The 21,896-nt window shown below is 70.3% G+C and carries 25 protein-coding genes and 1 pseudogene; 12 read left to right on the forward strand and 14 right to left on the reverse strand.

The annotated features are described in order from the left end of the window. Window positions 1-3: 3 nt before the first annotated feature. The 3 genes from LTL01_RS12435 to LTL01_RS12445 are packed head-to-tail and all read right to left on the reverse strand — an operon-like array spanning window position 4 to window position 2,474. Entirely contained in the window at window positions 4-558 is a 555-nt protein-coding gene (locus tag LTL01_RS12435) for an alpha/beta fold hydrolase (RefSeq protein ID WP_236968792.1), read from the reverse strand. 46 nt (window positions 559-604) lie between these two features. Continuing rightward, complete coding sequence (ychF, locus tag LTL01_RS12440) at window positions 605-1,678, reverse strand: redox-regulated ATPase YchF (RefSeq protein ID WP_236968793.1); 1,074 nt, start codon at window positions 1,676-1,678, stop codon at window positions 605-607. 43 nt (window positions 1,679-1,721) lie between these two features. Further along, on the reverse strand, window positions 1,722-2,474 hold the full coding sequence (locus LTL01_RS12445) for a class I SAM-dependent methyltransferase (RefSeq protein WP_236968794.1): 753 nt from the start codon (window positions 2,472-2,474) through the stop codon (window positions 1,722-1,724). Between the two features lie 90 nt (window positions 2,475-2,564). On the opposite strand from LTL01_RS12445, the gene LTL01_RS12450 reads away from it, so the two are divergent. Together LTL01_RS12450 and LTL01_RS12455 are read left to right on the forward strand one after the other, a co-directional pair. Then, complete coding sequence (locus tag LTL01_RS12450) at window positions 2,565-3,164, forward strand: 3'-5' exonuclease (RefSeq protein WP_053548921.1); 600 nt, start codon at window positions 2,565-2,567, stop codon at window positions 3,162-3,164. A gap of 36 nt (window positions 3,165-3,200) precedes the next feature. After that, window positions 3,201-4,478 carry a DNA recombination protein RmuC gene (locus tag LTL01_RS12455; RefSeq protein WP_236968795.1) on the forward strand — a complete coding sequence of 426 codons (1,278 nt, stop codon included), beginning with the start codon at window positions 3,201-3,203 and terminating at the stop codon, window positions 4,476-4,478. A gap of 28 nt (window positions 4,479-4,506) precedes the next feature. On the opposite strand, the gene LTL01_RS12460 is transcribed toward LTL01_RS12455, so the two are convergent. From LTL01_RS12460 to LTL01_RS12475, 4 genes and pseudogenes are all read right to left on the reverse strand, one after another. Next, the gene (locus tag LTL01_RS12460; RefSeq protein ID WP_053548895.1) at window positions 4,507-4,716 is read right to left on the reverse strand and encodes a hypothetical protein; all 210 of its coding nucleotides are present in this window, start codon (window positions 4,714-4,716) and stop codon (window positions 4,507-4,509) included. A 116-nt stretch (window positions 4,717-4,832) separates the two neighbouring features. Continuing rightward, entirely contained in the window at window positions 4,833-5,822 is a 990-nt protein-coding gene (glpX, locus tag LTL01_RS12465) for a class II fructose-bisphosphatase (protein WP_053548894.1), read from the reverse strand. A 115-nt stretch (window positions 5,823-5,937) separates the two neighbouring features. Further along, a pseudogene (locus LTL01_RS12470) lies at window positions 5,938-6,333 on the reverse strand (GntT/GntP/DsdX family permease); the annotation flags it as partial. A gap of 93 nt (window positions 6,334-6,426) precedes the next feature. Further along, the gene (locus LTL01_RS12475) at window positions 6,427-6,921 is read right to left on the reverse strand and encodes a FadR/GntR family transcriptional regulator (RefSeq protein WP_236968796.1); all 495 of its coding nucleotides are present in this window, start codon (window positions 6,919-6,921) and stop codon (window positions 6,427-6,429) included. A 129-nt stretch (window positions 6,922-7,050) separates the two neighbouring features. Between LTL01_RS12475 and fbaA the strand changes: the two genes are divergently transcribed. Next, window positions 7,051-8,082: a class II fructose-bisphosphate aldolase gene (fbaA, locus tag LTL01_RS12480; protein WP_236968797.1), complete on the forward strand. Its 1,032-nt coding sequence runs from the start codon at window positions 7,051-7,053 to the stop codon at window positions 8,080-8,082. Between the two features lie 34 nt (window positions 8,083-8,116). Here the strand turns inward: fbaA and LTL01_RS12485 are convergent, their stop codons facing one another. From LTL01_RS12485 to LTL01_RS12500, 4 genes are read right to left on the reverse strand one after another with little or no spacing between them, the layout of a single operon-like run. After that, entirely contained in the window at window positions 8,117-9,154 is a 1,038-nt protein-coding gene (locus tag LTL01_RS12485; RefSeq protein WP_236968798.1) for a zinc-binding dehydrogenase, read from the reverse strand. Continuing rightward, the gene (locus LTL01_RS12490; RefSeq protein ID WP_236968799.1) at window positions 9,151-9,699 is read right to left on the reverse strand and encodes an MOSC domain-containing protein; all 549 of its coding nucleotides are present in this window, start codon (window positions 9,697-9,699) and stop codon (window positions 9,151-9,153) included. Before LTL01_RS12490 ends, LTL01_RS12485 begins: the two co-directional genes overlap by 4 nt. Window positions 9,700-9,714: 15 nt before the next feature. Further along, window positions 9,715-10,275 (reverse strand): DUF6264 family protein, encoded by a 561-nt coding sequence (locus LTL01_RS12495; protein WP_236968800.1) that lies wholly within the window; start codon window positions 10,273-10,275, stop codon window positions 9,715-9,717. After that, window positions 10,272-11,312: a 4-hydroxy-3-methylbut-2-enyl diphosphate reductase gene (locus tag LTL01_RS12500; protein WP_197273030.1), complete on the reverse strand. Its 1,041-nt coding sequence runs from the start codon at window positions 11,310-11,312 to the stop codon at window positions 10,272-10,274. The genes LTL01_RS12495 and LTL01_RS12500 overlap by 4 nt, the downstream gene beginning before the upstream one ends. 105 nt (window positions 11,313-11,417) lie before the next feature. Here LTL01_RS12500 and xseA point away from each other — a divergent pair, with 105 nt between their 5' ends. The 7 genes from xseA to LTL01_RS12535 are packed head-to-tail and all read left to right on the forward strand — an operon-like array spanning window position 11,418 to window position 17,847. After that, window positions 11,418-12,698 carry an exodeoxyribonuclease VII large subunit gene (gene xseA / locus LTL01_RS12505; protein WP_236968801.1) on the forward strand — a complete coding sequence of 427 codons (1,281 nt, stop codon included), beginning with the start codon at window positions 11,418-11,420 and terminating at the stop codon, window positions 12,696-12,698. A gap of 1 nt (window position 12,699) precedes the next feature. Beyond that, window positions 12,700-12,939 (forward strand): exodeoxyribonuclease VII small subunit, encoded by a 240-nt coding sequence (locus LTL01_RS12510; RefSeq protein ID WP_082334804.1) that lies wholly within the window; start codon window positions 12,700-12,702, stop codon window positions 12,937-12,939. Continuing rightward, window positions 12,939-13,577 carry a DUF4245 family protein gene (locus LTL01_RS12515; protein ID WP_053548887.1) on the forward strand — a complete coding sequence of 213 codons (639 nt, stop codon included), beginning with the start codon at window positions 12,939-12,941 and terminating at the stop codon, window positions 13,575-13,577. Before LTL01_RS12510 ends, LTL01_RS12515 begins: the two co-directional genes overlap by 1 nt. A gap of 44 nt (window positions 13,578-13,621) precedes the next feature. Further along, complete coding sequence (locus LTL01_RS12520) at window positions 13,622-14,236, forward strand: carbonic anhydrase (protein WP_053548919.1); 615 nt, start codon at window positions 13,622-13,624, stop codon at window positions 14,234-14,236. A 52-nt stretch (window positions 14,237-14,288) separates the two neighbouring features. Next, window positions 14,289-15,683: a class II fumarate hydratase gene (locus LTL01_RS12525; RefSeq protein ID WP_053548886.1), complete on the forward strand. Its 1,395-nt coding sequence runs from the start codon at window positions 14,289-14,291 to the stop codon at window positions 15,681-15,683. A 17-nt stretch (window positions 15,684-15,700) separates the two neighbouring features. Then, window positions 15,701-17,194: a sensor histidine kinase gene (locus LTL01_RS12530; RefSeq protein WP_236968802.1), complete on the forward strand. Its 1,494-nt coding sequence runs from the start codon at window positions 15,701-15,703 to the stop codon at window positions 17,192-17,194. Further along, a complete protein-coding gene (locus tag LTL01_RS12535) occupies window positions 17,191-17,847 on the forward strand; it encodes a response regulator transcription factor (RefSeq protein WP_053548884.1) in 657 nt (218 codons plus the stop codon). Before LTL01_RS12530 ends, LTL01_RS12535 begins: the two co-directional genes overlap by 4 nt. 57 nt (window positions 17,848-17,904) lie before the next feature. On the opposite strand, the gene phoH2 is transcribed toward LTL01_RS12535, so the two are convergent. Both phoH2 and LTL01_RS12545 read right to left on the reverse strand, forming a co-directional pair. Further along, complete coding sequence (gene phoH2 / locus LTL01_RS12540; protein ID WP_236968803.1) at window positions 17,905-19,254, reverse strand: RNA 5'-3' helicase PhoH2; 1,350 nt, start codon at window positions 19,252-19,254, stop codon at window positions 17,905-17,907. Between the two features lie 203 nt (window positions 19,255-19,457). Continuing rightward, on the reverse strand, window positions 19,458-20,243 hold the full coding sequence (locus tag LTL01_RS12545; RefSeq protein WP_053548883.1) for an isoprenyl transferase: 786 nt from the start codon (window positions 20,241-20,243) through the stop codon (window positions 19,458-19,460). A gap of 112 nt (window positions 20,244-20,355) precedes the next feature. Here LTL01_RS12545 and trhA point away from each other — a divergent pair, with 112 nt between their 5' ends. Further along, window positions 20,356-21,081 (forward strand): PAQR family membrane homeostasis protein TrhA, encoded by a 726-nt coding sequence (gene trhA / locus LTL01_RS12550; RefSeq protein ID WP_053548882.1) that lies wholly within the window; start codon window positions 20,356-20,358, stop codon window positions 21,079-21,081. On the opposite strand, the gene LTL01_RS12555 is transcribed toward trhA, so the two are convergent. Beyond that, window positions 21,069-21,338: a hypothetical protein gene (locus tag LTL01_RS12555; RefSeq protein WP_053548881.1), complete on the reverse strand. Its 270-nt coding sequence runs from the start codon at window positions 21,336-21,338 to the stop codon at window positions 21,069-21,071. The genes trhA and LTL01_RS12555 overlap by 13 nt on opposite strands. 98 nt (window positions 21,339-21,436) lie before the next feature. On the opposite strand from LTL01_RS12555, the gene LTL01_RS12560 reads away from it, so the two are divergent. Next, window positions 21,437-21,829: a DUF4307 domain-containing protein gene (locus LTL01_RS12560; RefSeq protein ID WP_053548880.1), complete on the forward strand. Its 393-nt coding sequence runs from the start codon at window positions 21,437-21,439 to the stop codon at window positions 21,827-21,829. Window positions 21,830-21,896 lie beyond the last annotated feature (67 nt).

Raw genomic sequence — 21,896 nt, forward strand, 5'->3', positions numbered from 1 at the left:
CGCTCAGTCCCAGTCGAGGTACTCCTCGATGATGACGGCCGTTTCGACAGGCTCCATCATCGGGAAGAGGTGCCCGGCACCCGGCAGCGTCTTCACGCTGGCTCGCTCCGGCGCCGTGGCCTGCAGGGTCTCGCCCGCTGAGGGGGGCGTCACGTCGTCGTCGGCACCCTGGATGATGAGGACCGGGATGACCGGCGCCAGCGCGACGTCGACGTCTTCGACGCCGAGGAGGAGGAGCCCGTTGAGGCGATCGGAGTGCGCCGCCGCGATCCGGCGAGCCAGCGTGCCACCCGCCCCGTGACCGCCGATCCACGTGCGCTCCAGCCCCACGTGGTCGATGACTGCCAGCGTCGACGCCACCGCGTCCGGCGCTTCGGGGTCGACGCCGATGCGGACGATGTGGAAGCCCGCCTCCTCGGCGAGGTAATGCGAGACCACACCGAGCGGGTTGCCGTCGAGTCCTCGTTCGGGGATCAGGACGAGCGAGACGGGTCCGTCGCCCTCGACGGCGAACGGGATCGCACGCCCCTCGGGATCGAAGATCTGGGTGTCGCTCACGGATGGTCCTCTCGGTGGGTGTGGATCTGGACGGGAGAAGGTCGCGTCAGTTGTTGAAGCGGAACTCGACGACGTCGCCGTCCTGCATGATGTAGTCCTTGCCCTCCAGGCGAGCCTTGCCCTTCGCCCGGGCCTCCGCGACCGACCCCAGGGCCACGAGGTCGTCGAAGGAGATCACCTCGGCCTTGATGAAGCCCTTCTCGAAGTCGGTGTGGATGACGCCCGCCGCCTGCGGCGCCTTCCAGCCCTTGCCGATCGTCCACGCGCGGGATTCCTTCGGACCGGCCGTGAGGTAGGTCTGGAGGCCCAGCGTGTCGAAGCCGATGCGCGCGAGCTGGTCGATACCCGACTCCGTCTGCCCGGTCGAGGCCAGGAGCTCGGCGGCGTCTTCGGGGTCGAGGCCGATCAATTCGGACTCGATCTTGGCGTCGAGGAAGACGGCGCGGGCCGGCGCGACGAGCGCTTCGAGCTCGGCGAGGCGCGCGGCATCCGTCAGCACGGCTTCGTCGACGTTGAAGACGTAGATGTAGGGCTTCGCGGTCATGAGACCGAGTTCCTTGATGGGTGCCAGGTCGAGACCGGCCTGCGAGAGCAGGACGCCGCGCTCCAACGCGTCCTTGGCCGCACCCGCGGCCTCGAGGACGGCCGGATCGGCTTTCTTCGTCTTGACCTCCTTCTCGAGGCGGGGGATCGCCTTCTCGAGGGTCTGGAGATCGGCGAGCATCAGTTCGGCGTTGATCGTCTCGAGATCGTTCTTCGGGTTCACCGCGCCGTCGACGTGCACGACGTCGTCGTCGGAGAACCCGCGGACGACCTGCGCGATCGCGTCGGCCTCGCGGATGTTGGCGAGGAACTGATTGCCGAGCCCCTCCCCCTCGCTGGCCCCCCGGACGATGCCGGCGATGTCGACGAACGAGACGGTGGCCGGCAGGATGCGCTCGCTGCCGAAGATCCCGGCGAGCGTCGTCAGCCGCGGGTCGGGCAGGCTCACGACCCCGACGTTCGGCTCGATCGTCGCGAACGGGTAGTTCGCCGCGAGCACGTCGTTCTTGGTCAGGGCGTTGAAGAGGGTGGACTTGCCTACGTTGGGCAGGCCGACGATGCCGATAGTGAGAGCCACGGGCGTCAAGTCTACGTGCGAGTCGCGCGCGCCCTCGTGCGCGTCACGCGCGGATGCCGCGGAATGCCTCCGTGCGGTATGGGAGGTCCACGACCTCGATCCCCGCTTCGCGGCGGCACTGCGCGTCGAACAGGTCGCTGACGCGATCGAGGATCGCCGTTCGCTCCTCCACGGATGCCGCGATCACGCGGCTCCGGGAGGCGACCATGTCGAGCAGCGTCTCACGGGTGAGGGTGCGCTCCCACCGCCACGTCCGCCGCTCCCACGGCCCGATGGGCGCGCCGGCGCGGACGTCGCCGGTCGCCAACATATCCTCCGCGTGGCTCCCGCCCATCGCCGCGGTGAGGGCGGCGACCCAGGCCACGGCATCCTCTCGGATGTTCCAGACCAGCCCCAGAACTCCGCCGCTGCGCAGGATCCGCCCCACCTCCGCGGCGGCCTCCGCCGGGTCGACCCAGTGCCATGCCTGGGCCATCACCACCGCGTCGACGGAGGCGTCGGGCAGCGGCATCCGCTCGGCGGCGCCCTGGAACGTGGGGACCCCGGGCACGCGGACACGCAGCTCGGCGAGCATGGCCGCGTCCGGGTCGACTGCGACGACATCGGCACCCGCCTCGCGCAGCACCCGGGTGAGCTTGCCCGTGCCGGCACCGAGATCGACCACGCGGGCGGTCCGCATCGGGCTCGCGACCGGCTCCAACAGCCACTGCGCGACCTCGAGCGGGTAGCCCGGGCGACCGGATTCGTAGACGCCCGCGACCGCGCCGAAGGAACGTGCGAGCGCATCATCGGCCATCCGCCGAGCCTACGGGTGATCCCCGCGCGGTTCAGGACCAGCGCGGCGCGCCTGTCGGGATCCGGCCGTCTCGCCGGAGAGGGTGAGGACGTGCCCCTGGACTTCACCGCGATCGACTTCGAGACGGCGAACTCCTCGAATGCGTCCGCGTGCGCCGTCGGCCTCGTCCGCGTGCGGGACGGCGAGGTGGTCGCGCAGACGGGATGGCTCATCCAGCCCCCGCCGGGACATGAGCGATTCTTCGAGCTGAACATCCGCATCCACGGGATCACTCCGGAGGACGTCGTCGACGCTCCGACGTGGAGCGCGCAGCTTCCGGCGCTCGCGTCCTTCATCGGCGACGACGTCGTGGTGGCCCACAACGCCGGATTCGACATGGCCGTCCTCCGGCGTGCGTGCGAGGCGACCGGAGACGACTGCCCGCCCCTGCGCTACGCGTGCAGCCTCCAAGTCGCCCGCAAGGTCTACCGGCTGGATTCCTACCGCCTGCCGTTCGTTGCTGCGGAGGCGGGATTCGCGGAGTTCGCGCACCATAACGCCACCGCGGACGCGCTCGCCTGCGCGCACGTAATGATCGACGTCGCCCGTCGCGTGGGAGCCGACGACGTCGAGGGTCTCGCCGTCGGTGCCGGCGTGTCGCTCGGTCGGATCGACCCGGCCCCGCGCACTCCCGTCCTCGCGCCGGTCTGACCCGCGGATGTCGGACCCCCCGGCCACGCTGGAACCATGGACGCATTCCTGATCTCCGCGGCGATCCTGATCGCCGTCCTCGTCGGCGCCGCCGTGGGATGGGCGGCCGGCGCCGCGCGCGCCCGAGACATGCTGCGCACGCGCGTCGCGACGGCGGAGGCGGAAGGATCCGCCACCCGTGCACAGCTCGAAAATCAGACCCGGCTCTACCGGGATCTCCTCGCTCAGGCCCGGACGGACCACGCGGCGCGCGAGGAGCGCGAACGGCGCGAGCAGTCGGTCCTGCGGGCCCTCGCCCCGGTCCAGGACACCCTCACCAGCATGCAGGCCAAGGTCGACACGCTCGAACGCGACCGCCAGGAGCAGTTCGGTGCCCTCGCCGAGCAGCTGCGGCGCGCTCATGAGTCCGATGAGGCCCTGCGCGCCACGACGGAGTCGCTCGCCGGGGCGCTCCGCTCCGGCGCCACGCGCGGTGTCTGGGGCGAGACGCAGCTGCGGCGCGTGGTGGAGGCGGCGGGACTGACCAGGCACATCGACTTCGATCTCCAGGCCTCGACGGACACGGATGCCGGGGCGGGGCGCCCCGACATGATCATCCGACTCCCCGGCGACAAGGCGATCACGGTGGACGCGAAGGTTCCGCTCGACGCGTTCCTCGAGGCCACCGCGCTCCCGGTGACCGCGACCGGTGACCAGGCCGCGCAGCGTCGACGCCTCATGGCCGCCCACGTGCGCGCCGTCCGGGCGCACGTGGACGCACTGTCGAAGAAGACGTACTGGGCGGGGGTGTCGTCGAGCCCGGAGTTCGTCGTGTGCTTCCTTCCCAGCGAGTCGCTTCTCGCTACGGCTCTGGACGAAGACCCGACGCTGTTGGAGTACGCCTTCGGTCGACGCGTCGCCCTGGCCTCCCCGGTGAACCTCTGGGCCGTGCTCAAGACCGTCGCCTACACGTGGACGCAACAGGATGTCTCGACCGAAGCGCGTGCGCTGTTCGACCTCGGCACCCAGCTGCACGAGAGACTGGGTGCACTCGCCGGCCACAGCAACGACCTGCGCCGCGCCATCGAGCGCACCGTCGACAGCTACAACCGATTCGTCGGTTCGCTCGAATCGCGGGTGCTGGTAACCGCTCGGAAGTTCCCCGGCATCGACGAGACCAGACTCGAGGCGCTGCAGGCGCCGCCGGTCGTCGATGCGTCACCGCGGCGCTTCACCGCGCCGGAGATGCTCGACGATGTGCCGTCTGCCGAGTCGGCGGCGGCCGTCGCCGACCTCGGAGACCTCCGTCGCCGACTGGCCGTCGACGGCGAATGATCCGGCGACCACGCCCCGGACGATGTCCTCAGGCGCCGCCGGGGACGAAGCTCAGGAGAGCGACCACGGCGAGAGAGACGCCGACGAAGGCACCCACCATCCACCACGGGCTGATCTCATGCCCCTCGGCGCGACGCACCCGCAGCAGGACATCAGGGCGACGCGCCGGATCGACGGCGTCGGCGATGACCGCGTGAGCGCCGGTTTGCGGCGCAGAACTCCCGGTCTGGATCGACATCGGCAACTCCCTCTGGGCTGTGAAAGATCGTTGCGTCCCCTTTGACACCGATCCCCATTGTTCCAGACGAGTCTGTGCGTCGCCGTCACGAAACAGTCACGACTGCGAGATCGCGATCAGAGCCACTTCGAGACGAGGTGCTCCGACGAGATCCGGCGGAGGGTCCCGGAGGTCCCCCGCAGCACGACGCTCTCGGTATAGACGTAGCCGCCCTCGCGGCGGACGCCCTTGACCAGCTCACCGTTGGTCACGCCGGTGGCCACGAAGATGGTGTTGCTGCCGGTGACGAGCTCATCGGCCTCGTAGACATGGTCGTCGAGCTTCAACCCGGCATCCCGTCCCTTCTGCTTCTCCTCGTCGTCGCGCGCCCACAGTCGTCCCTGCATGTGACCGCCGAGGGCTTTGATCGCGCACGCGGTCACGATCCCCTCCGGGCTGCCGCCGATACCGACGCACATGTCGGTCCGCGCGTTGTGACGAGCGGCGTTGATGCCGCCTGCGACGTCGCCGTCGCTCATGAGTCGCGTCCCCGCGCCCGCGTCGCGGATGTCCTGGATGAGCTGCGCGTGGCGAGGTCGATTGAGGACCGAGACGACGAGTTCGTCGACGGGCTTGCCGAGGGCCGCGGCCAGGCGGCGGATGTTCTCTCCGATGGGGAGCCGGATGTCGACGACGCCCACACCGGCCGGACCGGTCACGAGCTTGTCCATGTAGAACACCGTGGAGGCGTCGAGCATCGTCCCGTGCTCCGAGACGGCGATGACCGACAGCGCGTTGTTGCGGCCCTCCGCCGTGAGGGTGGTGCCGTCGATCGGATCGACGGCGACGTCCGCTCGGGGCCCCGTGCCGTTGCCGACGCGCTCCCCGTTGTAGAGCATCGGAGCCTCGTCCTTCTCACCCTCGCCGATGACGATCCGGCCGTCGAAGTTGACGGTGGTGAAGAACGCGCGCATCGCATCGACGGCCGCCTCGTCGGCGGCCTCCTTCGCGCCACGCCCGATGAACGGGACGGCGCGGATGGCGGCGGCCTCTGTCGCACGTACGAGTTCCAGCGCGAGGTTGCGGTCGGGATGCAGCGGGCTCATGTCAGCGGTCAGACTCACCATGGGTTCACCTTAGTCAGCGGGATGCTCGGAATCGGGGGCGGATCGACCGCGGGAGCACAAAGGATCGGCGATTCTTACGCAATCGCTCATTCTCGTGTTCCGCGGCCGTCCTGGCTCAGCCCGTCGCGGAGACCACGGCCCAGACGACGCTCGCCCCGGCGAAGCCGGCCAGTCCCAGCACCGTGGTGAGCACGGTCCAGCTGCGGAGCCCATCGGCGACGCTGAGACCGAGGTATCGGGTCACGACCCAGAAGCCGGAGTCGTTCACGTGAGAGAGCCCGAGCGCGCCGAAGGCGATCGCGAGTGTGATCGCGACGATCTGCAGAGAGGAGTAGCCGCCGTCGACGACGGCCTCGGAGAGGAGGCCCGCGGTCGTGAGGATCGCGACCGTCGCCGAGCCCTGTGCGGCGCGCAGGGCCAGCGACACCAGGAACGCCAGCAGCATGATGGGCAGCCCCGTCGCCAGCAGCGTGTCCGCCAAGGCCGTGCCGATGCCCACCGTGACCAGGAGAGCGAAGATCGGAGCGCCGATGAAGCCAAGCACGTCGCGGTGAGAGGATGCGCCGACGTGATGTCAAGGATGTGATCGTCGCCCGCCCGGGGCTCAGCGGGCGAGAACGAAGGCGTGCAGGTCGTCCATGGTCTGCTGCATGTGATGGTCCATGGCCGATCGGGCGCGATCGGGGTCTTCCGCCCCGCTCCGCATCCGCTCGACGCACTCCGCCAGCTCGTCCAGAGCGGCCGCGGTGAGGCGCCCCGCCGCCAATGCGGCGGCCTCCGTCTCGAACATCCGCCGCACCGACAGCAGCTGGGTGGCGACATCGCCGTCGTCCCCACGCGCCGAGCGGTACCGCAGGATCGCCGGGAGCGACTGCCACTGCTCGAGCGGCGTCACGATCGAACCGATCCCGGACGTCACGCGGACGATCCCCTGGGTCGTGAGGACCCGCAGCGCCTCCCGGACGGTGACCCGACTCACGTCGTAGGTCTCCCCGATCTCCGCCTCGCTGGGCAGCGCCGCGCCGACCTCGAGGTCGCCGGAGACGATGCGGTCCAGCAGCGCGTCGGCCACCTCGGCCACGAGCGACTTCCGCGCCATCCGGTGTCCCCTCTCGCCCGATCCGGTCGTCGTAGCCTACTGCCCGCACGCCGGACGCCGCGGTCGCGCGGTCGGGATCGCTACACTCGGGACCGTACCCTCACCTGCCGCACCCTTGAAGGAGCCGCCATGCCCGTCGCCACCCCGGAGCAGTATGCCGAGATGCTCGATCGCGCGAAGTCCGGTGGCTTCGCCTACCCGGCGATCAACGCCGCGAGCTCCCAGTCCGTCAACGCCGTCCTCCAGGGCCTGACCGAAGCGGGCTCCGACGGCATCCTGCAGGTCACGACCGGCGGTGCCGACTACTTCGCCGGCCACACCGTCAAGGCCCGCGCCACCGGCGCTCTCGCGTTCGCCGCGTACGTCCACGAGGTCGCCAAGAGCTACCCGATCACGGTGGCCCTGCACACCGACCACTGCCCCAAGCCCGCCCTCGAAGACTTCGTCCTGCCGCTCATCAAGGCCTCCGAGTCGGTCGTCGCGGACGGCGGGAACCCGATCTTCCAGTCCCACATGTGGGACGGCTCGGCCGTGCCGCTGGATGAGAACATCGACATCGCCAAGGAGCTGCTGCCGCGCCTCAAGGCCATCAACGCCATCCTCGAGGTCGAGATCGGCGTGGTCGGCGGCGAAGAGGACGGCGTGAAGCACGAAGGCTCCAACGACGCCCTGTACACCACCACGGCCGACGTCGAGAAGGCGGTCGACGCCCTCGGCCTCGGCGACCAGGGCCGCTGGCTCGCCGCGCTCACCTTCGGCAACGTCCACGGCGTGTACAAGCCCGGTAACGTCAAGCTCCGCCCGGAGCTGCTCGGCGAGATCCAGGAGGGCATCGCCGCGAAGTTCGGCACCGGCCCCAAGCCGCTCGACCTCGTCTTCCACGGCGGATCCGGCTCGACCGATGAGGAGATCGCCCTCGCCGTTGCCAACGGCGTCGTCAAGATGAACATCGACACCGACACGCAGTACGCCTTCACCCGCTCGGTCGCCGGTTTCATGTTCCAGAACTACGACGGCGTCCTCAAGGTCGACGGAGGGGTCGGGAACAAGAAGGCCTACGACCCCCGCGCGTGGGGCAAGATCGCGGAGTCCGCGATGGCCGCGCGCGTCGTCGAGGCCACTCAGCAGCTCGGCTCGGCCGGCAAGAGCCTCGCCGCCTGACCGCTTCCGAAGACGGATCGACCCGCGGCGCGCTTCAGCGCCGCGGGTCGATCATCGTCAGCCCCGCGGGCCGGGCATCCGGCATCCGCGGAAGGAGCTGTGCCGCCTCCGCGAGACCGACCGTGCGCTCGATGAGGTCCTGCGGGCGCAGCCGCCCGTCGCGGATGAGGGCGAGCATGCCCGGATAGTCCGCAGCGGCCATCCCGTGGCTCCCCAGCAGGTCGAGCTCCCATGCGATCGCGCGCGCCATCGGCACCGCGGAGAGCCCGGATTCCGAGGGGAGCAGCCCGATCTGCACGTGCCGTCCGCGCCGTCGGAGGCTCAGCACGGCGTCCGCGCACGTGGTTTCGCTCCCCACCGCGTCGATCGACACGTCCGCACCCTCGGACACCAGGGCGCGCACCGCATCCGGGATGCTCCGCCCATCGGCACGCACCGTGTGTCGGGCCCCGAAGCGCGCGGCGGCGTCGAGCGCCTCCTCCGTGCGGTCCACGGCGATCACGTGCGCCCCGAGGGCTCGCGCGATCATCACCGCGCTGAGTCCGACGCCCCCGGCGCCGACCACGACCACCCACTCCCCCTCCGCGACGCAAGCACGTGCGGTCAGCGCGCGATACGCGGTGGCGAAGCGGCATCCGAGCGCTGCGGCGGCCTCCATCGACACACCCTCGGGCACCGCCACCAGGTTCGTGTCCGCGGCGTGCAGCACCACGCGCTCGGCGAAGGAGCCCCAATGGGTGAATCCCGGCTGCTCCTGCTCGGGGCAGACCTGCGCCTCACCCGCCCGGCACCAGCGGCACCGCCCGCACCCGCAGACGAACGGGACCGTCACGCGATCCCCCACGCGCCACGTCCGCACCCCACCACCTACCGCGCTGATCACGCCGGCCAGCTCGTGCCCGGGGACGTGCGGGAACCGGATGTCGTCGTGACCCGCCCACGCATGCCAATCACTGCGGCAGAGACCCGTCGCGTGCACGTCGACGACGACGCCGCCGACCGGCGGCGCGGGCTCTTCGACGTCGCGCACGACGGGGGCGGCACGGACGTCGTCGACGACGACCGCCCTCACGGCGCGCGGTAGATGTCGAGCACCGTCGGCGCGCCCGCGGGCCGATCCAGGACGACGACGTCGTCGCCCGCCGTGATCGACCCCGTCCGTCGCACCCGAAGGTAGACGCCGAGACGTCGCTCGTCGGAGAAGCGTCGAACCCAGCCCCGCTCGTCGGCACCACCCACCCAGCGGGCGAATGTCTGACAGGGCGTGCGAGGCGACGTGACCTCCACCTCGACCCGGTCGCCGATGCGCCACCGCTCCCCCACGACACTGGCGTTCACATCGATGCCTTCGGTCCGGAGGTTCTCCCCGAAGAATCCGGGTGGGAGGTCCCGGCCCAGCGCGTCCGCCCAGTACGCGGCGTCCTCGTCCGCGTAGGCGTAGAGCGCCTTGTCGAGCCCGCCATGATGCTTGCGGTCCACCTGGACATCCCCGCGCGCACCGTAGGAACCGATCTTCACCGGCCCGGGCTGCGGGGTCTTGTCGATGGCGGTGACTCCCATCGAGCCGGCATCGCGGCGGAGTTCACGGACGGCACAGACGGCGAGCAGACGCGGCATGCGCCCAGCCTACGATCAGGGACCGCCGACGCCCACCAACGAGGACCAGAGAGCGGCGTCCGACATGAGCGGGACCATGACGAGAGCGCCGGCGGTGAGGCTGAACACGACGCCGCCGACGAGCGAAATCCACCATGACACCCGTCCTCGACGCATGGTCGCCCACGTCACGGCCGCCGTCAGCAGCCATCCGCCGATGAGGACGACCGCCGCGGCGATCCCCCAGGGCCGACCGGCATCCGCGTCACCGATCTCGGCGTCCACGCCCATCAGCTCGAACACCGACGTCATGTACGCGGCGTAGTCGACGAGGGCCGGTGCGGCCGAGATCACGTTGACGAGGCCGTAGGCCAGCAGGGCGAACGCCACGATCCGGTCGACGAGTCGCCCTCGCCCCGGAGACGTCGACGTCGCGCCTGCGGTCGGAGCCGCCGGAGCCGCCGTGGCCGACTCCGCACCCGCGGGAGCCACCCCCGCGTCGAGGCGTTCGGTCACGTCGGGCTGGCGGATGCGCGCGCGCTGCTCCTCGGCGGAGGCGTACTCTCCGAACTGCGGTCGGGGGCGTTCGTCCGTCACGCGCGCGTCCGACCGCCCAGGGCGCGCGGGTCGCGTTCGCCCTTCAACGGGGTCCGGAGCTCCTTGGGGAGGGAGAACATGAGGTCCTCCTCCGCGGTGCGCACCTCTTCCACATCGCCGTAGCCGGCCAGGGCCAGATCGCGCAGCACTTCCTGGACGAGCACCTCGGGGACCGAGGCGCCGCTGGTCACGCCGACGGTCTCGACCCCGTCGAGCCACGCCTGCTCGATCTCGTCGGCGTAGTCGATGCGATAGGCCGCCTTCGCGCCGTACTCAAGGGCGACCTCGACCAGGCGGACGCTGTTGGAGGAGTTCGCCGATCCGACGACGATGACGAGATCGGCATCCTTGGCGACCTTCTTGATCGCGACCTGACGGTTCTGGGTCGCGTAGCAGATGTCGTCCGACGGCGGATCCTGCAGCTGCGGGAAGCGTTCGCGGAGCCGACGCACCGTCTCCATGGTCTCGTCGACGGACAGGGTCGTCTGCGACAGCCACACCACGCGGGACGGGTCGCGCACCTCGACGGTGTCGGCCTCCTCGGGCGAGTTGACCACGGTGACGTGATCGGGCGCCTCACCGGCCGTCCCCTCGACCTCCTCGTGCCCCTCGTGGCCGACGAGGAGGATCTCGAAGTCGTCGCGGGCGAAGCGCACGGCTTCACGGTGCACCTTCGTCACGAGAGGGCATGTGGCGTCGATCGCCTGCAGGTTCCGATCCGCAGCCCCCTGCACAACCGCGGGAGAGACACCGTGGGCACTGAACACGACGTGCGCGCCCTCGGGGACCTCGTCGACCTCCTCGACGAAGATCGCCCCCGCCTGCTCGAGCTCTGTCACCACGTGGATGTTGTGGACGATCTGCTTGCGGACGTAGACCGGAGCCCCGTACCGCTCCAGCGCCTTCTCCACAGCGATGACGGCGCGGTCGACCCCGGCGCAGTATCCCCGAGGAGCGGCCAGGACGACGCGTTTGCGCCCGGGCACGGCGATATCCTGAAGCGGTTCCCGCCTCCGCGGTACGCGTGGGACGGGCATGCTCACAGGGCTGCGGCCGACGGTGCTGGTGCTCACCCCATGATTCTACGGGGACCGCGTCTGCACGGACCCCGAACGGATGCCGCACACCGGCGGAAGGACCCCATGACGAGCTTTCAGGCAGCCGACGCGGTACGGCCTCGCGACTCCTCGGCGGAGGCGCCCACCTCCGTCGCCCGCCTGAACGAGACGATCCGCGACTTCATCGCCTCCTGGGGCTCGGTGTGGGTCGAAGGAGAGATCACGGCGTGGAACGTCCGCGGCGGCGCGGTGTTCGGTCGCCTGAAGGACCTCTCCGGCGACGCGCAGATCTCCTTCCGCATCTGGTCGTCCACGCGCGCCCGCCTGCCCGCGGATCTGAAGGTCGGCGATCACGTGGTGGCGTGCGTCAAGGCCGACTACTACCCCAAGGGCGGCGACCTCTCCTTCGGAGTGTCGGCCATGCGGCACATGGGGCTCGGCGATCAGCTCGAACGGCTCGAACGCCTGCGCGCCACCCTGCGGGCCGAGGGGCTGTTCGATGCCGCACGCAAGAGGCCCCTTCCCTTCCTTCCGCATGTCGTGGGCCTCATCACCGGTGAGCGGTCGGATGCCGAGAAGGACGTGCACCGCAATGCCGAGCTCCGCTGGCCCCAGGTCCGCTTCCACACGCGCCACGTGGCCGTCCAGGGGGATCGCTGCGTCCCCGAGACCATCGCAGCGCTGAAGGCGCTGGATGCCGACCCGGAGGTGGACGTCATCATCATCGCCCGCGGCGGCGGCGACCCGCAGACGCTGCTCGGATTCAGTGACGAGCGTCTCGTGCGCGCGGTCGCAGCCGCGACGACCCCGGTGGTCAGCGCCATCGGGCACGAGAACGACCGACCGCTCCTCGACGATGTCGCCGACCTCCGCGCCTCGACACCCACCGACGCGGCCAAGCGGGTGGTTCCCGATGTCACCGAACAGCGCGCGCTGGTGGGCCAGTTGCGCAGCCGCCTGACGTCGCGCCTCACCCAGCGCATCGGGCACGACATCGCCCAGCTCGAGCAGCTCCGTTCCCGTCCGGTGCTGCGCGATCCGGCGGGCATGCTCGCCGGACGGGCGCACGACGTGGAACTCCAGGTCGCGCGCGGGCGCGAGCGGGTGCAGCGCGGCATCGACGTGCACGCACGGCGGATCGCGGAACTGCGGGCCACGTTGCGGGCCCTCTCCCCCGCGGCCACCCTGGCGCGTGGCTACGCCATCGCACATCGCGACGACGGCGTGATCATCCGCGACGCGGCGCAGGCTCCGAGCGGATCGACCATGGCCGTCACCGTCGCCCGCGGCACCCTCCGGGTGCGCTCGGAGGGTGAGATCCCGGAGGCGTCGGCGGCGGACATGAGCGACCGGGAGCGGATTTAGGATGGACCCCATGACCGAGACCACCGTCGCCGACGTGGCCGAGCTCTCCTTCGAACAGGCTCGTGACGAGCTGGTCCGCGTGGTCGCAGAGCTCGAGCAGGGCGCGCCGACGCTCGAGAAGTCCCTCGCGCTGTGGGAACGGGGCGAAGCCCTCGCGGCGCGCTGCGAAGAATGGCTGATCGGCGCGAAGCGCCGCCTGGACGCGGCGCGCGACGGCGCGGACGCGGAAGGGGCCGCGTGATGGCCGGCCGCCCGAATCGCGTGGTCGCCGAGATCGGCCGACCCGAGACCCCGCAGGAGACCGCGGACCGCAAAGCGGCGGCGTCGCGCACCTACCGCGCCAGTCAGACCACCCGGAACCTGATCGCCGCGTTGCTGGTCACCCTGGCGGTGGTGGCGGTGATCATCTTCATCGTGCCCCGCGGGCAGGTCCCCGAGCGACCGCCGATCGACGTCCCCGCCGCCGCGGCGAGCGCGTCGGCGGCCGAGGAGCGCCCCGTGATCGCTCCTGCCACGCCGCAGGGCTGGCGGGTCAACGTCGCCGCCGTCGAGGGGAACCTCCCCCGCGCCTGGACGATCGTCTACGCCACCGAGACCGGGTTCGTCCGCGTCGAGCAGGGGTTCGACGCCGACCCGGCCTGGCCGTCGCGCGAGCTCGCCGGTTCCGCCGTGGACGGCACGGTCGACATCGGCGGCATCACGTGGGACCGCTACGTGATCCGCAACCCCGAACGCGCGGGGAACATCACCTCCGCGATCTCGACCTCGGTGGGCGAAGACATCGTGATGGTGTTCGGTGCCGCCGATGACGAGACGATCCGCATCGCGGCCGAGGCGGTCGCCCCCGAGATCCTCACCCTTGCCGAGGAGGCGCAGTGACCCAGATCGACCCGTCCCCCACCCCCCGGCAGGTGTGGCGGGAGATGAAACGCGGAAACGCCCGGTTCGTCGCGGGCGAACCGCGGCACCCGCGACAGGACGTCGACCGTCGGCATGAGCTGGAAGGCGGACAGCGGCCGCGCGCAGCCCTGTTCGGCTGCTCCGACTCGCGCCTGGCCGCGGAGATCATCTTCGACAAGGGCCTCGGCGACCTGTTCGTCGTCCGCAACGCCGGTCAGGTCATCTCCGACTCGGTCGTGGGGAGCCTCGAGTACGCCGTGGCGGTCCTCGAGGTTCCGCTGATCGTCGTGCTCGGCCACGACGCGTGCGGCGCGGTGAACGCCGCGATCGAATCCACCGCCGCCGACGCGCCCGCCCTCCCCGCGCACATCTGGCGCCAGATCGCCCCCATCGTCCCCGCGGTGCGTCGCGTCATCCGCAACAGCGCCGGTGATCCGCAGGAACCGTCCGGGATCGACGCGGAAGAGGTCGGACGCGAACATCTGAAAGACACGATCGGCGAGCTCCTGCACTCCTCCGAGTTGATCAGCCTCGCCGTCGCCGACGGTCGGCTGGCCATCGTCGGCGCCAACTACCGACTCGGGGAAGGCACCGCCGTCCCCTCCGTCATCGTCGGCGACGCCGGCGACGACGAGTGACCCATCGACCATCGACCATCGACCATCGACCATCGACGACAGGAACAATGACGTGACCGACCTCGAGTACCGCATCGAGCACGACACCATGGGCGAGGTGCGCGTGCCCAAGAACGCGCTCTACGCCGCGCAGACCCAGCGCGCGGTGGAGAACTTCCCGATCTCCGGCGACAGCCTCGATCCCGCGCAGATCGGCGCGCTGGCCCGCATCAAGAAGGCCGCCGCGCTGGCGAACAAGGAGCTCGGAACCCTGGATGCCGCGATCGCCGATGCCATCGCCGCGGCCGCCGACGAGGTCATCAGCGGAATCCACGCCGATCAGTTCCCGATCGACGTCTACCAGACCGGCTCGGGCACGTCCTCGAACATGAACATGAACGAGGTGCTCGCGACGCTCGCGTCGGCGCGCCTGGGGGCGCGCGTGCACCCCAACGATCACGTCAACGCCTCCCAGTCCTCCAACGACGTCTTCCCGACCTCGGTCCACGTCGCCGTCACGCAGGAACTCATCGACGATCTCATCCCGTCGCTCGACCACCTCGCCGTCGCGCTCGAGGAGAAGGCGGAGCTGTGGAAGGGCGCGGTCAAGGCGGGTCGTACGCACCTGATGGATGCCACGCCCGTCACCCTCGGGCAGGAGTTCGGCGGGTACGCCCGCCAGATCCGACTCGGCATCGAGCGGGTGCAGTCCGTGATCCCTCGGGTCGCCGAGGTGCCGCTCGGCGGCACGGCCGTGGGCACGGGCATCAACACCCCTCCCGGGTTCCCGCAGAAGGTGCTGGAGATCCTGGTCGCCGAGACCGAACTGCCGATCACCGAGGCGAAGGACCACTTCGAGGCTCAGGCGAACCGCGACGCCCTGGTCGAGGCATCCGGCGCCCTGCGCACGATCGCGGTGTCCCTGACGAAGATCAACAACGACCTGCGCTGGATGGGCTCCGGCCCCAACACGGGCCTCGGCGAGCTCCACATCCCCGACCTGCAGCCCGGGTCGTCGATCATGCCCGGCAAGGTGAACCCCGTCGTCCCCGAAGCGACGCTCATGGTGTGCGCACGCGTCATCGGGAACGACGCCACCATCGCCTGGTCCGGCGCCTCGGGAGCGTTCGAGCTCAACGTCGCCATCCCGGTCATGGGGACGGCGCTGCTGGAGTCCATCCGTCTGCTGTCCAACTCGATGCGCGTTCTCGCGGACAAGACCATCCGCGGGCTGGAGGCGAACCTCGAGCGCGCCGCCGCGTTCGCCGGCATGTCACCGTCGATCGTCACCCCGTTGAACAAGCTCATCGGCTACGAGGCGGCCGCGGCGATCGCCAAGCACTCGGTCGCGCGCGGGATCACCGTGCGTGAGGCCGTGATCGACCTCGGATACGTGGAGCGCGGGGAGCTCACGCTGGAGCAGCTGGACGAGAAGCTCGATCTGCTGTCGATGACGCACCCCGGGTGAGCCGCCCATATCGGGACATGCGCCGTTCACGACGCCCGGTATCGGCCCGTGTCAGGATCCTCACCGCGATCCTGACCGTGGCCGGTATCGGGCTCGCCCTCGTCGGCGGGGTGACCTTCCTCGTCCAGCGGCAGCAGGTCCTCGCGGAGATCGACGATCGGCTCGGGAATCAGGTGGAGCGGCTGCACTCGATCGCCGCGGACGGTGATCCGGACGCGCCCTCGGGACCCGTCTCGCTCACCGTCGACCGGTACGCCGACGTCGATGCCTACCTGCAAGAGGTCGTCGCGCGCCTGGTCCCGGCCCGGACCGAGGCGTCGTTCGCCGTCGTGGACGGAAGCGCGCCGATCGCGTCGTCCACCCTCTCGGGATTCGACGTCTCCGACGACGAGGCGTTCGTCACCCGGGTGCGGGAGGATACCGCGGACGGGGGCATCCGCCGCGGAACTGCACTCACGGATGCCGGGACCCTGCGCTACATCGCCATCCCGGTCTCCGTCGAGGGCGACACCCGCACGGGCGTGTACGTGCGCGCCGTCGACCTCGACGCCTCATTGGCGCCTGTCACGACCGCGATGACGACCTACGTCGTGGCGGGGATCGTCGTCCTCGGAGTCATCGGAATCGTCGGCTGGTTCGTCACCGGCCGGCTCCTCTCCCCTATCCGCCACCTGCGGGAGACGGCCGCGGCGATCTCCCTGGAAGACCTCTCCGCGCGCCTGCCCACTGCGGGCAACGACGACATCTCCGATCTCTCGCGCACCGTGAACTCGATGCTCGATCGCCTCGAGGGATCCGTCGACACCCAGCGGCAGCTCCTGGACGACGTCCGCCACGAGTTGAAGACGCCGATCACCATCGTCCGCGGCCACCTGGAGCTCATGGATCCGCGGGATCAGGCCGACGCCGCCGCCGCCCGGGAGATCGGCATCGCCGAGCTCGACCGTCTCGCGCGGCTCGTCGAGGACATCGACCTCCTCGCCGCCGCGGAGGGCGAGCAGTACGCGATGGCATCCGTCAGATTGGACCAACTGACCGCCCGGCTCGGCGAACTGATCGCCGTCATCCCCGACCACCGCTGGAGCCTCGCGCACGTGTCGCGGGGACGGATCATCGGGGACGCGGACCGTCTCCTGCAGGCGTGGCTGCAGCTGGCCGACAACGCCGCGAAGTACACGCCACCCGGATCGCCGATCGAGGTGGGCAGTGTCCTGGACGAGCGGGGCGCGCGCCTGTGGGTTCGCGACCACGGTCCCGGCATCCCCCGAGCCGCTCGGCATCGCATCTTCCGACGGTTCGATCGCGCCGACACCAAGCGCGCCGTGGGAGGCTCGGGTCTGGGCCTGGCGATCGTGGATGCGATCGCCAAGGGCCACGGGGGCTCGTGCAACGTCGACGACACCCCCGGCGGCGGGGCGACGTTCACCATTCATCTGCCGCAGACAACCGTCGACCTGCCCGCACCGGTGCGGGCAGGAGACGTCGTGATGCAGCGAGAGGCCACCGCATGACGAGGATCCTGATCATCGAGGACGAACCCCGTATCGCGGCTTTCGTCAGCCGCGGGCTCGCGAACGCCGGATACGAGACCACCATCATCGACGACGGCGTCGAGGGGCTCGCGGCCGCACTCCGCGGCGACGGCGACCTCGTGCTCCTGGACGTCGGCCTCCCCGGCATCGACGGCTTCGACGTGCTGCGCGAACTGCGCGCGCGAGGATCGCTCGTCCCCGTCATCATGCTCACGGCGCGCTCCAGCACCAGAGACACCGTCGACGGCCTCGACGCCGGCGCGAACGACTACGTCGCGAAACCCTTCACCTTCGAGGAGCTCCTCGCGCGCGTCCGCTCCCGCCTCCGCGAAGCCGCACCCACGACGGGGGTGTCCGTCGGACACGGCGACGTGCACCTCGACATCCTCGCCCGCCGAGCCACGGTTGCCGGCCGGGAGGTCGATCTCTCGGCCCGCGAGTTCGCCCTCGCGGAGCAGTTCTTGCGCAACCCGGGCCGCGTCCTCACGCGAGAGCACCTTCTCCGCAGCGTCTGGGCCCTGGATTTCGATCCGGGCTCGAACGTCGTCGACGTGTACGTCCGGTACCTCCGCGGCAAGCTCGGGAGCGCGCGCATCGTGACCGTTCGCGGCGCGGGCTACCGCTGGGAGTGAGCGCGCCGGCGAGCCGACGGGTGGGGCGCGACGGAGCGCGACCCCACCCGTCCGGCCTCAGGCGAGCTCGCCCGCCTCGAGGAGGTCGGTGACGAGCGCGGCGATCGCCGAGCGCTCCGACCGGGTGAGGGTGACGTGGCCGAACAGCCCGTGCCCCTTGAGGGTCTCGATGACCGAGGCGATTCCGTCGTGGCGGCCGACCCGCAGGTTGTCCCGCTGGCCGACGTCATGCGTCAGCACAACGCGGGAGTTCTGGCCGATCCGGCTGAGCACCGTGAGCAGGACGTTCCGCTCCAGCGACTGCGCTTCGTCCACGATCACGAACGCGTCGTGCAGCGAGCGCCCGCGGATGTGGGTCAGCGGCATCACCTCGAGCAGACCCCGCTCCACCACCTCTTCGAGGACATTGGCGGACACCACCGAGCCGAGCGTGTCGAAGACCGCCTGCCCCCACGGGTTCATCTTCTCCTGCGCGTCACCGGGAAGGTATCCGAGCTCCTGGCCGCCGACGGCGTACAGCGGCCGGAAGACGATGATCTTCCGCTGCTGCTGCCGCTCGAGCACCGCCTCCAGGCCGGCGCACAGGGCCAGGGCGGATTTGCCCGTCCCGGCGCGACCCCCGAGCGAAACGATGCCGACATCGGGGTCGAGCAGAAGATCGATCGCGATGCGCTGCTCCGCCGAGCGTCCGTGGAGGCCGAACACCTCACGGTCGCCGCGCACGAGCCGGTACTCACCCGGACCGCTCACCCGGCCGAGGGCCGAGCCTCGCTCCGAATGGATGATGAGGCCGGTGTTCACCGGGAGCCCGCGCACGTCGTCTCCCGTTGCAACCTCGCTCTCGTAGAGGTCGCTGATCTCGTCGCCGGACACGTCGATGGTCGCGATGCCGGTCCACCCGGAATCGACCGCCTGTTCGGCGAGGTACTCTTCGGCGCTGATCCCGAGGGATGCGGCCTTCACGCGCATCGGGAGATCTTTCGAGACGACCGTGACCTCCTGGCCGCCCCCCGCCAGATGCAGCGCAACGGCGAGGATCCGCGAATCGTTGTCCCCCAACCGCATCCCGGCGGGAAGGACGGTGGGATCGGTGTTCCCCAGCTCGACGCGGAGCGTGCCGTCCTCGCCGACGGGGACGGGGAAGTCGAGGCGTCCGTGCTCGATGCGCAGCTCGTCGAGGTGGCGCAGAGCCTGACGGGCGAAGTACCCGATCTCCGGGTCGTGCCGCTTCCCCTCCAGCTCGGTGATCACGACGACGGGGATGACGACGCTGTGCTCGGCGAAGCGGAAGAACGCCCGCGGATCGCTCAGCAACACGGAGGTGTCCAGGACGTAGGTGCGCAGGTCCTGCGCCTCGTCGACCTCGTGTGCGCTTTCGTGCTGCCTGTGTGGTGCTCGTGTGGTCACAACCGACTCCCGCCCCGGGTGGGTTCCCACCCGGTTCTTCACGAGTCGACCGGAGGTCACGAGTCGCGATCCGAGAGGCCGACCCGATCGGGCGCCTTGCCCGATGCGATGAACGTACGACGTGCGGCCGCGCGCCTCCGCATCCGACACGCGGACGATTCGTTACGCGCAGATGAACTTCGCCGCACCGGCCGCGACGCGCCTCAGCTGCCGTAGCGGCGGTCGCGGCTCGCGTAGTCGCGGATGGCCCGGAGGAAGTCGACCTCGCGAAGATCCGGTCCGAGCGCCTCGACGAAATAGAACTCCGAATGAGCGCTCTGCCACAGGAGGAAATCGCTCAGGCGCTGCTCTCCCGAGGTGCGGATGACGAGGTCCGGGTCCGGCTGCCCGCCGGTGTACAGATGCTCGCCGATCTGCTCCGGAGTGAGACTCTCCGCGAGGTCCTCGAGGGAGCCGCCGGAGGTGCCGTGCTGGGCGATGATGCTGCGGACGGCGTCGACGATCTCGCCGCGCCCGCCGTACCCCACGGCGAGGTTGACGTGCAGGCCCGAGTGACCGCGGGTGCGCGCCGACGCATCGGCCAGGACGCGGGCGAGATCGGGCGGGAGCCCGTCGGCCCGTCCGACGTGCTGCACGCGCCAGTCGCGCTCGCGCGAGAGCTCCTCGGCAAGCTCGGCGATGATGTCGATCAGGTCGGACAGCTCACCGGAATCGCGCTTGCGCAGGTTGTCCGTGGAGAGCAGGTACAGCGAGACCACGCGGATTCCGACGTCGTCGCACCACCCGAGGAACTCCCGCATCTTCGCCGCGCCGGCGCGGTGTCCGTGGGCTGCCGAGTCGTACCCCAGCTGCCGCGCCCAACGACGATTGCCGTCGATCATCATCGCGAGGTGATGCGGAACGGTCTCGGGATCCAACCGCCGCCGCAGGCGGTTGATGTACAGCCGGTAGAGGGGCCCTCTGCCCTCGTTCGACGGGGTACGCGTCACCCCCCTACGCTACCCCGAGCGGGCGGGCACCGCAGTGTGGCACTCCATCCCACGAGCGCCGGAACCGGGTATGTGCCGCCCGAGGAATGCGGGCGCGCCGTACCCTGTTCCCATGAGTCGTCGACCGCGCGTTCCCGCCGCGCCCGAGGTTCCCGTCCTCCCCCTCATGGACGCCGCCGCCGTCGACGCGTCGTCGGAGGCGAAGCCCACCTGGCGCGGCTGGATCCATGCCGGGACGTTCCCCGTCGCGATCGCCGCGGGGATCGTGCTGATCGCGCTCGCACAGGGTCCTGCGGCCAAGTGGTCCTCGGCCGTGTTCATGGCGACCTCGCTCCTGCTCTTCGGCAACTCGGCCCTCTACCACCGCTTCTCGTGGGGTCCGAGGACCCGGGCGACGCTGAAGCGCATCGACCACGCCAACATCCTCCTGCTGATCGCCGGGACCTACACGCCCATCGCGGTACTCGCGCTCCCGCCGCAGCAGGGGGTGCTGCTGCTCTCCCTCGTCTGGGGCGGCGCCCTGCTCGGAATCCTCTTCCGCGTCTTCTGGCTGCACGCCCCGCGGTGGCTGTACGTCGCGCTGTACCTGCTCCTCGGCTGGGCCGCGGTGATGTACCTCGGAGACCTCTTCCGCGCCAATCCCGCGATGATGATCCTCGTCGCCGTCGGGGGGCTCCTCTACACCGCCGGGGCCGTCGTCTACGCGCTCAAGCGTCCCAACCCGTGGCCGGGCCACTTCGGCTTCCACGAGATCTTCCACGTGTGCACCGTCCTGGCGTTCCTCTGCCACTGGACGGCGTGCCTGCTGATCGCGTTGCAGCCGGCCTACAACGCCTGATCGTCGCGGTCTCCGCGCTCTCGGGCGCGCGCATCCCGCTCCGCTTCCTCGGCATCCAGTTCCTCCTGGATGTCGGCGCGCACGCGACCGCGGCGGATGCGTCGGGTCATGTCCGCCGCGAGGAGCACCACCGCGACGGTGACGAACACGATGATGCCGAAACCCCAAGGACCGGGCGTCACCAGCTCGGGGTCGACCGTCGGCACGGGGATGGGGGTGACGGAGGTGCCCGCAAGGAGGGCGAGCGGGAGATGCATGGGAGTCCGTTTCCGTCCGGGCAGATGCTGTGCCGCGGACCCGGGTGCGCAAGAGCGCCTAATCTGGAAGTCCCAGCCTATTCTTCCGACGGACCCCCATGACCACTCAGGAACAGCTCGACCAGCGCTACGGACGCCGCCGCACGGCATCGGCCCGGTGGGCCATCGGCGGAGCCGCCGCCGTCGGGGCGATCCTCGCGGGTCTGCTCGGATGGACGGTGGTGGCCGGCAGCATCGATGCGATCGACGTCCGTTCGACCGGCTTCGTCGTCGAGGATGACGGCCGGGTCACCATCGACTTCCAGCTCACCTCGCCCCCCGGCCGCTCCATCGCGTGCGCCCTCGAGGCGCAGGACGAGGAGCACGGCGTCGTGGGCTGGCGCATCGTGGAGTACGCCGCCACAGAGGACCACGCGCGGGCATTCCGCGAGAGCGTCCGGACGGTGTCGGAGGCGACGACGGGTTTTGTCAACGACTGCTGGGTGACGTAGTCTGGCGGCGTTGTGCTCCACCCACGCCCCGGCCGGTCCGGGGCGTTTGACATATCGCACAGCCACC

The organism is Microbacterium aurantiacum, assembly GCF_021654035.1.
Lineage (GTDB): Bacteria > Actinomycetota > Actinomycetes > Actinomycetales > Microbacteriaceae > Microbacterium > Microbacterium aurantiacum.